General features: G+C 72.9%; 8 protein-coding genes. 4 read left to right on the top strand and 4 right to left on the bottom strand.

Annotated features, from left to right (window positions below; genetic code table 11):
• The first annotated feature begins 311 nt into the window (after positions 1–311).
• Positions 312–3,341 (top strand): SpoIIE family protein phosphatase, encoded by a 3,030-nt coding sequence (locus tag ACFXB5_RS12565; RefSeq protein ID WP_385206074.1) that lies wholly within the window; start codon positions 312–314, stop codon positions 3,339–3,341.
• Positions 3,342–3,365: 24 nt separating this feature from the next.
• On the opposite strand, the gene ACFXB5_RS12560 is transcribed toward ACFXB5_RS12565, so the two are convergent.
• Positions 3,366–4,106 (bottom strand): SDR family NAD(P)-dependent oxidoreductase, encoded by a 741-nt coding sequence (locus ACFXB5_RS12560; protein WP_385206072.1) that lies wholly within the window; start codon positions 4,104–4,106, stop codon positions 3,366–3,368.
• 51 nt (positions 4,107–4,157) lie between these two features.
• Here ACFXB5_RS12560 and ACFXB5_RS12555 point away from each other — a divergent pair, with 51 nt between their 5' ends.
• The 3 genes from ACFXB5_RS12555 (at position 4,158) to ACFXB5_RS12545 (ending at position 6,918) form a co-directional block, all read left to right on the top strand.
• Positions 4,158–4,379, top strand: coding sequence for a hypothetical protein (locus ACFXB5_RS12555; protein WP_385206070.1), 222 nt, complete (start codon positions 4,158–4,160; stop codon positions 4,377–4,379).
• Positions 4,340–5,158, top strand: coding sequence for an SDR family NAD(P)-dependent oxidoreductase (locus ACFXB5_RS12550; protein ID WP_385206067.1), 819 nt, complete (start codon positions 4,340–4,342; stop codon positions 5,156–5,158). The genes ACFXB5_RS12555 and ACFXB5_RS12550 overlap by 40 nt, the downstream gene beginning before the upstream one ends.
• Before the next feature lie 95 nt (positions 5,159–5,253).
• Entirely contained in the window at positions 5,254–6,918 is a 1,665-nt protein-coding gene (locus ACFXB5_RS12545; protein ID WP_385206146.1) for an IlvD/Edd family dehydratase, read from the top strand.
• Between the two features lie 79 nt (positions 6,919–6,997).
• On the opposite strand, the gene ACFXB5_RS12540 is transcribed toward ACFXB5_RS12545, so the two are convergent.
• The 3 genes from ACFXB5_RS12540 to ACFXB5_RS12530 all read right to left on the bottom strand — a co-directional run bounded on the left by ACFXB5_RS12540 (position 6,998) and on the right by ACFXB5_RS12530 (position 9,882).
• Positions 6,998–8,008, bottom strand: a complete 1,011-nt coding sequence (locus tag ACFXB5_RS12540; RefSeq protein WP_385206063.1) for an alpha/beta hydrolase fold domain-containing protein — start codon at positions 8,006–8,008, stop codon at positions 6,998–7,000.
• Between the two features lie 132 nt (positions 8,009–8,140).
• Entirely contained in the window at positions 8,141–8,872 is a 732-nt protein-coding gene (locus ACFXB5_RS12535; protein ID WP_385206060.1) for a TIGR03943 family putative permease subunit, read from the bottom strand.
• Complete coding sequence (locus ACFXB5_RS12530; RefSeq protein WP_385206057.1) at positions 8,869–9,882, bottom strand: permease; 1,014 nt, start codon at positions 9,880–9,882, stop codon at positions 8,869–8,871. The genes ACFXB5_RS12535 and ACFXB5_RS12530 overlap by 4 nt, the downstream gene beginning before the upstream one ends.
• Positions 9,883–10,064: the final 182 nt, after the last annotated feature.

Genomic DNA, 10,064 nt, shown 5'->3' with positions numbered 1-10,064 from the left:
CCCCGCGGCGGGGCGCGGGTTTTTGTGTTGGTCGGGTGTGTGGGCGGGGGGGGCGGGCGCCCCGGTGTGGGGGGGGTGGCCGCCCCCCGCCTCGCCGGCGATCCGCAGCCACCACGCGCGGTCGGGCGCCTCGGCCGCCGCATCCACCACCGTCACGCCCGCTCCCCTCCATCCGGCCGGACTTCATCATTCCCTATTTTTCCAGTAGGGAAAATAGGGAACTTGGCGGCGGGCGCCCAGTGAGCGATGTTCGGCATATGCCAGTGCTACGTTTGTCCGAGAACGCCCTATTCCGTGAGTGAGGTCCTGGGATGGCGGAGCGGCGCGGAACATACGCGGTGGGGCGCTCCCATTCATGGGGCGATGAACGACTGTCCCTCCTCTCGGCGGTCGGCACCGCGCTCACCGACCGCGAGGTGATGCAGCACGCCCTGGACCAGGCGGTCTCCGAGCTGGGCGGACTCGCGGGCCTGGTGCACTGGTCCTGCGGCCCGGCGGGGAGCCGTACGCTGCGCCTGGTCCTCGCCAGCGGGCTGCCGCTGCCCGCCCTCGGCGGCTGGGAGGAGATCCGCCAGGACGAGGCCCCTCAGGCCCCCGCCCGAGCCGTGCGGGACAACCGCTTCGTATGGCTGCCGGCGGCGTCCGGCGAAGCCGCGGGGCCCGGCCGAGCCCCCGGGGCCGGGGAGACCGCCAAGCCAGGGGAGACCGCCCGCGCCGCCTCCGGGAGCCTTCCGGCGGCGACCACGGTGGCATCCGTTCCGCTGACCGGGCCGGACGGGCCGGTGGGCGCGCTGTCCGTCCTCACCGGCCCGCGGGAGCCGACCCCGGAGCAGACCGCCTTCCTCGAGGCGGTGGGGCGCTGGGCGGAGCGCCGCCTCTCGCGCTCGGGGGCCGGCGTCGGTGACTGCGACGAGTACCCGTGGTGGCAGCAGCGGCCGGGCGGCTCGGTGGTCCAGCAGTCCCTGGACGCGGTCAAGGCCGGCTCCTGGGAATGGGGCATCCACACCGGTGAGATGCGCTGGGACCGGGCGGGGCTGACCCTTCTCGGCCTCCCCGGCGGCTACGAGCGGCGGATCGAGAGCTGGCTCGACCTCATCCACCCCGAGGACATGCCGCGGGTGATGGCCGCCACCGAGAAGTCCCTGCGCGAGCGGAGCGGCTACGAGGCCGAGTACCGGGTCCGCCGCCCCGACGGCACCACCGGCTGGGTGCAGAGCCGCGCCCGTCTCGAGCTCGACGAGAACGGCGAGGCCGTGCGCATGCTCGGGAAGGTCTGGGACACCACCGAGAGCCGAATGGCTCGGGAGTCGGTGGGGCAGGCACTGCGGTACATGAGCGACGCGTTCTTCGCGGTGAACCGGGACTGGCGGATCACCTTCCTCAACGTCGAGGCCGAGCGCCTGGTCGGACCGGCCGGAGAGGTGCTCGGCCGGCCGCTGTGGGAGGGCCCCGCGGGCACGGTCCCCGAGTTGGAGGACCGCTGCCGGCGTGCCGCCGCCGACGGCAGGCCGACCGGGTTCGACATCCGGTGGCCCACCGACGACCGCTGGTACCACATACGGCTGGTGTCGGTCCCCGATGGGCTGACGGCCTATCTCACCGATGTCACCGAACGGCGCACCCAGGCCGCGCGGCGCGCGGCGACCGAGCACCTCGGCGCCGAACAGGCCGCCAGGATCAGCGAGTTGGGCAACGCGCTCGCCGACGCGGTGACCACCCAGGACGTCGTCCAGGTCATGGCCGCCCATGTGCTGCCGCCGTTCGGCGCCTCGGGTCTGCTGATGCTGTGTCTGGAGGGCGGCCGGCTGAACGTGGTGGGGTCCGTGGGGTATCCCCGGGCCTTCCTCAGCAAGGTCGACGGGGTCCCGGCATTCGGGGGCTACCGTCTGCTCAACGAAGTGCTCGGCTCGCGCCGGCCGTGCTTCATCTCCTCGACCGAGGAGTACGAGCAGCTGTTCCCCGATCTGACCGGCAACCCCGCCATCGCCCGGAAGAACGCCTGGGCCGTGCTCCCCCTGATCGCCTCCGGCAACGCCATCGGCACCTGCACCGTCTCCTTCGACGAGCCCCGCCACCTCTCCGCCGACGAGCGCACCCTGCTCACCGCCCTGAGCGGAATGATCGCCCAGGCGCTGGCCCGGGCCCGGCTCTACGACACCGAGCACGCCCGCGCCCAGGCCCTCCAGCGCGGTCTGCTGCCCCGGGTCCTGCCCTCCCTGGCCGCCCTCACCCCCGCCGTGCGCTATCTGCCCGCCAGCAGCGGTACGGACATCGGCGGCGACTGGTACGACGTGATCCCGCTGTCCGCGGAGCGGGTGGCCCTCGTCATCGGCGATGTGATGGGCCACGGTCTGGCGGAGGCCGCCACCATGGGGCGGCTGCGCACCGCCGTGCACACGCTCGCCAACCTCGAGCTGCCTCCCGAGGAGGTCCTGGCCCATCTGAACGAGGTCGTCAGCGATCTGGGCGACGACTCCTTCGCCACCTGTCTGTACGCGGTGTACGACCCCATCACGGGGTACTGCTCGCTCGCCCGCGCCGGTCATCCCCCGCCCCTGATCGTGCGCCCCGACGGCAGCGTGGAGTGTCTGGAGCCGACGCCCGATCCACCGCTGGGCGCCGGGGAGCCCCCGTTCTCCACGGTGGATCTGCGGTTGCCCGACGGCAGTCTGCTGGTGATGTACACGGATGGCCTGGTGGAGTCCGCGGCGCGCGACATCGACACCGGTATCGCCGAGTGCACCCAGGTACTGACCAGCGAGTACGGCCGGCTCCTCACATGCCCTCCGCCCCGTCCCCGTACCAGCGGCCGCAGGGCGGGCGGGACGCACGGGACGGACCACGACCGGCTCGACCGGCTCTGCGACCTCCTGGTCGGGGCCATGCTGCCCACGAAGCGGCTGACCGCCGACGACACCGCCCTGCTGATCGCCCGGCTCCACGGGCTGGCGTCCGGGAACACCGCCGGGTGGCCGCTGCCGGAGGACCCGGTGGCCGCCGGTCTCGCCCGCGCCCATGTGCGCGAACAACTCGAGGCATGGGGTCTCGACGAGCTGGTCACGACCACCGAACTGCTGGCCAGCGAACTCGTCGCCAATGTCGTCCGGCACGCCAGGGGGCCGACCCGGCTCCGGCTGATCCGCGGCAGATCGCTGATCTGCGAGGTCTCGGACGCCAGCGCCACCACCCCCCGGATCCGCCGGGCCGCCGAGACGGACGAGGGAGGCCGGGGGCTGCAACTGGTCTCCGCGCTCTCGCAGCGCTGGGGGACCCGCTACACCGCCGAGGGCAAGTGCATCTGGACGGAACAGCCCATCGCCTGGACCGGCGCATCGCCCTGAGGCCGCCCCAGGGTCCGGCGTGCGTCAGCCGATGGCCGGCTCGCCGCCCCGGGCATCCAGGATGGTGCCGGTGATGTAGCTCGCCCGCGAGGAGACGAGGAAGAGCACGGCTTCGGCGATCTCCTCGGGCGCCGCGGGCCGGTCCAGAACCGTGGCGCGCGCCACGGTCCGCAGGGCCTCCTCCCCCATCTCGGAGGTGCCCGGCGTGCGGACCGGGCCCGAACGGACGGCGTTGACCCGGACTCCCCGGCCACCGAACTCATCGGCCCACACCCGGGTCAACAGCTCCAGCGCCGCCTTCGAGGCGCCGTACGCCCCGGCGTTGCGGGCGGGGGCACCGGCGGCCATGGTGCTGAGGTTGACGATGGCCCCGTGGCCCCGGGCGGCCATACCCGGTGCGAGCCGCCCGACCAGCAGAAGCGGTGCGCGGGCGTTGATGGCCATATGGACGTCGAACATCTCGGACGAGGTCCCGGCGGTGTCCGCGAACCGGTAGACACCCGCGTTGTTGACCAGGATGTCCACGTCCCCCGCCTCGGCGGCCAGCCGCCGCACATCGTCGGCCTCGGCCAGATCCGCCGCCACGAACCTGGCCGCAGCGCCCGTCGCGGACACCTCCTGGACCACCTCCGCGCCCCGGCGCGCGTCCCGGCCGTGAACGACGACCTCGGCCCCCAGCGCCCCCAGCCGCAGGGCCACGGCCCGGCCGATCCCCGCCGTGGCGCCCGTGACCAGGGCCGTGGCACCGGACAGCTCACCACTCATGCGGACACTCCTCACCGTAGGCCGGACGCCGATCCACACCACACGCACCGGATGCTTACCGCACCCGTCCCCACCGGGCCGTACGGCTCGCCGTCCCAGGGGCCGAACGGACGTCCACGCGGCGCCGCCGGACGGCGCCGGGCCGACCTCGGCTTCGCCCATGGCACCGAGGTCTCCGAGAACGCCGAGGACACGATCTTCCGCGTGGCGCTCGTCTTTGCTCTACTGCGGGGATGCGGGAAACATCGTCAACCGGCCATGTGGCCCTGGTGACGGGGGCGAACCAGGGGATCGGCGCCGCCACGGCACGCGCGCTGGCGGCCCGCGGGGTCGCCGTGCTCTGCACCTATCTGCGACCGCCGCCCGGCAGCGGTGAGGGGGACGCCCCGGATCCGTACCACGCCGCGCGATCCACCGACGGTGAAGAGGTCGTGGCGGAGATCCGCCGCGCCGGAGGGCGGGCCGAGGCTTTTGAGGCGGACCTCGGCGACCCGGCGGTTCCGGAACGGCTCTTCGACCTCGCCGAGGACCGTCTGGGCCCGGTCGACATCCTGGTCAACAACGCCTCGGGGTGGATCCAGGACACCTTCACCCCCGATCCGGCCGACCGGTTCGACCGGCCGCTGCGCCCCGTCACCGCGGAGACCTGGTCCCGGCAGTTCTCGGTGGACGCGATGGCGCCCGCGCTGCTGATCGGCGAGCTGGCCCGCCGCCACCGGGCACGCGGTGCCGACTGGGGACGGATCGTGGGCCTCACGTCGGGAGGGGATCTCGGTTTCCCCGGAGAGGTGTCCTACGGCGCGGCGAAGGCCGCCCAGACCGACTACACCCTGTCGGCGGCCGCGGAGCTGGCCGGTCTCGGCATCACGGCCAATGTGGTGCGGCCGCCCGTGACCGACACCGGGTGGGTCACGGACGAGGTCCGGCGGTTCGTCGCCGCGAGCCCCACCCATTTCCATGTCGCCGATCCGGCCGAGGTCGCGAAGACCATCGTCTTCCTCGCCTCGGACGAGGCCGCGCTCATCACCGGAAACGTCATCACCCTTCGCTGACAAGGATCGCCAGAGGGAGTGCAGAAGTGACTGACACGGGAACACACGGACGTCGGCGCAGCGCGGCCTGGTTCGGTGCGGAGGGCCGGTCCGGGATGGTCTATCGGTCCTGGATGCGCAACCAGGGCTACACCGGTGAGGTGTTCGACGGCCGTCCGGTGATCGGCATCGCCACGACGTGGTCGGAGCTGGCGCCCTGCAACAGCCATCTGCAGCGGGTGGCGGAGTCGGTGAAGCGCGGGGTGTGGCAGGCCGGTGGCTTTCCGCTGGAGTTCCCCGCGATGGCGCTGGGCGAGACGCTGATGCGGCCCACCGCGATGCTGTACCGCAATCTGCTGGCCATGGAGGCCGAGGAGCTGATGCGGGCCAATCCGCTGGACGGTGTGGTGCTGCTGTCCGGCTGTGACAAGACCACTCCGGGTCTGCTGATGGCGGCCTCCAGCGTCGATCTGCCGGCCATCATGGTCACCGGCGGCCCGATGCTGAACGGCAAGTACCGGGGCGGGGACGTGGGTTCGGGCACCCAGGTGTGGCGGTTCGAGGCCGAGTTGGCGGCCGGGCGGATGACCCAGGAGGAGTGCTTCTTCGCCGAGGGCTGCATGGCCCGGTCCAACGGGCACTGCATGACCATGGGCACCGCCTCCACCATGGCGTCGATGGCCGAGGCACTCGGTATGCAGCTGCCCTATTCGGCGAGCTGGCCGGCGGTGGACTCGCGGCGGTACGAGACGGCGCAGCGCGCCGGGCAGCGGATCGTGGCCATGGTGGAGGAGGATCTGCGGCCGTCGCAGATCATGACCCGGGAGGCGTTCGAGAACGCGATCCGGGTCAACGCGGCCATCGGCGGCTCCACCAACGCGGTGATCCATCTGCTGGCCATCGCGGGGCGGTTGGGGGTGCCGCTGGCTCTCGACGACTTCGACGCGCTGGCCCGGGAGGTGCCCACGCTGGTCGATCTGCAGCCCTCCGGACGGTTCCTGATGGAGGACTTCTGCTACGCCGGTGGGCTGCCGGTGGTGATGCGCGAGTTGGGCGCGCTGCTGCACCCGGAGCCGACCACGGTGACCGGCCGTACGGTGGCGGAGAACGTCGCCGACGCCGAGTGCTGGAACCGTGAGGTGATCCGGACGCTGGACGACCCGTTCCAGGAGGCGGGCACCGGCACCGCCGTACTGCGCGGCAATCTCGCGCCGAACGGCGCGGTGATCAAACAGTCCGCCGCATCGCGCCATCTGCTCACCCACCGGGGCCAGGCCCTGGTGTTCGACACCCCGGAGGACTACCTCGCCGTGCACGCGGATGAGGACCTGCCGGTGGACGAGCACACCGTGCTGGTGATCCGGGGCAGCGGCCCGCGCGGCTACCCGGGCATGCCCGAGGTGTCCAATGTGGTGCTGCCGCCCAAGTTGCTGCGCAAGGGCGTGGAGGACATGGTGCGCATCTGTGACGGCCGGATGTCCGGCACCGGCTTCGGCACGGTGGTGCTCCATGTGTCCCCCGAGTCCGCCGTGGGCGGCCCGCTGGCGCTGGTGCGCGACGGCGACTGGATAACCCTGGACGTCCCGGCGCGCACGCTGACCCTGGACGTGGGCGAGGAGGAGCTGGAGCGCCGACGGGCCGCCTGGGAGCCCCCGCCGCCGGTCGCCGACCGGGGCTGGAGCAGGCTCTACACCGAGCATGTGCTGCAGGCGGACCTGGGCCTTGACCTGGACTTCCTGGTCGGTGGCAGCGGGCATTCGGTGCCCCGCGAATCCCACTGACCACTGACTCTCACGGTCGTGTGGTGGTCCGCCTACGGATCACCGCACGACCGTCCGTACGATCACCGCGCAGCGGCCATCAGCGGGCCAGGAGCCTGCGCAGCCACCGCAGCCGAGCCGCCCGCGCGTCCCCCGAGACGGCCGCCCGCGGTGCCATGCCCGAGAATCCGTGGAAGGCACCGGGCCAGACGTGCAGTTCGGCCTCTCCCCCGGCCCGCCAGATGCGGCCGGCGTAGTCGACGTCCTCGTCGCGGAAGGTTTCCGCGGCCCCCACGTCGATGAACGCGGGAGGCAGACCGGACAGATCCGTCGCGCGGGCCGGTGCGGCGTAGGGCGAGACGTCGTCGGTCCCGCGTGCGGCGCCGAGCAGTGCCGTCCATCCGGCCTCGTTGGCGGCCCTGTCCCACACCCCGACACCGGCCATCTGCCGGGCGGAGGGCGTGTCGTTGCGGTCGTCCAGCATGGGGCACATCAGCAGCTGGCCGAACAGGGCGGGGCCACCGCGGTCCCGGGCCAGCAGGGCGACGGCCGCGGCGAGACCGCCGCCCGCGCTGCCGCCCACGACGATGACGCGCCCGGGGTCGATGCCCAGCTCGGCGGCGTGTTCGGCCGTCCAGGCCAGACCGGCGTAGCAGTCCTCGACCGGCCCGGGGTGCTGGGTCCCCGGCGCCAGACGGTACTCGACGGAGACCACGGAGAGCCCCAGTTCCTGGGCGAGGTCGAGCATCTCCGGCAGGCCCGTGCGGTTGTCCCCGACCGTCATGCCACCGCCGTGGATGTGGTAGAGCACCGGCACCTCAGTGGCCGCGCCCGCCAAGCGGCAGATCAGGAGGGAGACGTCCGGCGCGCCCACCGGGCCGGGGACGGACCGCTCCTCGACCCGGAAGACCCCGTCGCGCTCCAGGGCCTCGTTCGTCACCGGCTCCATCCCGGGCACGTCCCGCGGGGGTGTCGCACCCGGATCGGCCCCGGAGCCGCCGGGCGGCAGCAGCTCGTTGATGGCCGCGAGCGCCGTGGCGAGTTCCGGATCGAACGGCGGCGGTGGCCCGAGCGGTGCCGTGACCGCCCGGTCCGGCGAGGTGTGCTCCATGGTCGGCTCCCAGAGTGGTGGCAGCGAGAACTCCTACGGCCGACCGCCCGCTGCCCCAAGATCAGCAGCCGCCCGGCGGATTCTACCGACCGAGTGGCGGAGCGGAAGGGCGGGCTGACGATTGGTCAGTCATCAGCCGTTCCAGCTCTCGTCGTACGGATCGCGCGGGGCCGGGACCGGCCTGGACCGGCTGACCTCGAGGTACGGGATGGCGCCACCGCCCACCGGGTCCTTGGTCCGCTCGCGGGTGTAGGTGCCGATGACCTGGAGCCAGGTGTCGGGTTCCAGCACCGCGGGGATCCGCCCGGTCAGGCCGATCTTGACGGGCTGGGCGTCGGCGGCGCAGCAGTTGAGCGCCATCCGGACGAGGTAGGGGGCGCCGTGGCCGTCGAGGGCGACAAAGCCGGTGATCTTGACCCTCCGGTGCCCAAGGGAGCGCCCGTGGTCGTACACCGCGCGCCCGGCGTAGTCGGCCACATTGAGCGGCAGCGGGTCCCCGGCGGGGAGGGCGGGGAAGCCCCAAGGGCGTTGCAGCGCCGTGCCGGTGTGCATGGCGGTGTACGAGCCGAGCGCGGGCGGCGCGACCAGGATGAGGGCGAACAGCGGGAGCACGAGCAGCCAGGAGACACGTGGTTCCCGGTGGGCGTGGCCGCCTTCGCCTTCCCCCGCGTCCTCACCGGCCGGGCGCGGCCGCCGCTCGTACCAGACGGTGGCGACGGCGGCCGCCATCAGGACGACACCCGCCGCGAGGAGCAACGGGCGCAACCCCGCCTTCACATAGCGCAGATAGAGGTCGGTGGATCCGGCCCGCAGTACCGCCCCGCCGACCAGGAACAGCACGATCGCCTGAGCCTTCCGGTTCACAGCAGCACCGCCCCGGCCAGGGTCGACACCAGGACGGCGAGAACGAAGGTGGCGGGCGCGAACCGCAGCGCGAACCCGCGGCCGAACGTGCCGGTCTGCATGGCGAACAGCTTCAGGTCGATCATCGGCCCGACGACGAGGAACGCCAGCCGGGCGGTGAGCGAGAACTGCGACAGGGACGCGGCCACGAAGGCGTCGGCCTCGGAGCAGATCGACAGCAGCACCGCGAGGACCGCCAGGGCCAGGATCGACACGACCGGGTCATCGGCGGCGCCGCGCAGCCAGCTCGCCGGCACCACGGCCTTGAGGGTGGCCGCGGCCATCGCGCCGACGACGAGGAAGCCACCGGCGTGCATCACATCGTGGCGTACGGACGCCCAGAACGCGGCGCCCTTCCCATGGCCGTGGAAGGCGGGGCGGGCCGGTGGGCGCAGCCAGTCGGCCCGCCCCAGCCGCTGCCACAGCCAGCCCATCGCACACGCCACGAACAGACTCGCCACGAACCGGGCGAACACCATCTGCGGCTGGCGGGGGAACGCGACGGCGGTGGCGGTCAGCACGATCGGGTTGATCGCCGGGGCGGACAGCAGGAACGCCAGCGCCGCCGCCGGGGTGACGCCCCGGCGCACCAGCGCCCCGGCCACCGGTACGGAGGCGCATTCACAGCCGGGCAGCACCGCCCCGGCCATGCCCGCCACCGGCACCGCGACGGCGGGCCGCCGCGGCAGCGCGCGGGCGAAGAACGACGGCGGTACGAACACCGCGATGAGCGCCGACAGCAGCACCCCGAGCACGAGGAAGGGCAGGGCCTGAAGGACCACCGCGGTGAACACGGTCATCCAGCTCTGCGCCACCGGAGCCGACAGCGCCCGGCGGACCGGCCCCTGCGCGACCACCACGAGGAGCAGCAGCATGATGAGGCCGAGGGAGGAGTCGAACCGCCCGCCCCGCGGCTCGCCCGCGTCGCGGCGGCCGGCCCCGGTCGGGGCCGGTTCGGTCGTAGTGGTCACGGGTGAGGTACCTCCGGCGTCGAGGGTGCGTGGCGCGGTTCCCCGCCCCCTCCAGTACGCCGGTTCGGGCCCGTGTGCTCACCGCGGCCACCATGAGCCGGAAGTCAGAGCCTGTGTCATATCCCCGGTCGGATCAGCGTGCGTGCCAGGCGTCGCACGCCCCGCCGGGGCTATGACCTGTC

The sequence above is a fragment of the Streptomyces sp. NPDC059455 genome (assembly GCF_042750115.1).
In the GTDB taxonomy this organism is placed as follows: Bacteria; Actinomycetota; Actinomycetes; order Streptomycetales; family Streptomycetaceae; genus Streptomyces; species Streptomyces endocoffeicus.
The sequence above is the reverse complement of the archived record's forward strand: the minus strand, read 5'-3'. Positions and strand labels throughout refer to the sequence as shown.

Excerpts from the sequence above, each read along its gene's own strand:
- ACFXB5_RS12565 (WP_385206074.1), top strand. The coding sequence starts at position 312 with ATGGCGGAGCGGCGCGGAACATACGCGGTGGGGCGCTCCCATTCATGG.
- ACFXB5_RS12560 (WP_385206072.1), bottom strand. The coding sequence starts at position 4,106 with ATGAGTGGTGAGCTGTCCGGTGCCACGGCCCTGGTCACGGGCGCCACG.
- ACFXB5_RS12555 (WP_385206070.1), top strand. The coding sequence starts at position 4,158 with ATGCTTACCGCACCCGTCCCCACCGGGCCGTACGGCTCGCCGTCCCAG.
- ACFXB5_RS12550 (WP_385206067.1), top strand. The coding sequence starts at position 4,340 with ATGCGGGAAACATCGTCAACCGGCCATGTGGCCCTGGTGACGGGGGCG.
- ACFXB5_RS12545 (WP_385206146.1), top strand. The coding sequence starts at position 5,254 with ATGGTCTATCGGTCCTGGATGCGCAACCAGGGCTACACCGGTGAGGTG.
- ACFXB5_RS12540 (WP_385206063.1), bottom strand. The coding sequence starts at position 8,008 with ATGGAGCACACCTCGCCGGACCGGGCGGTCACGGCACCGCTCGGGCCA.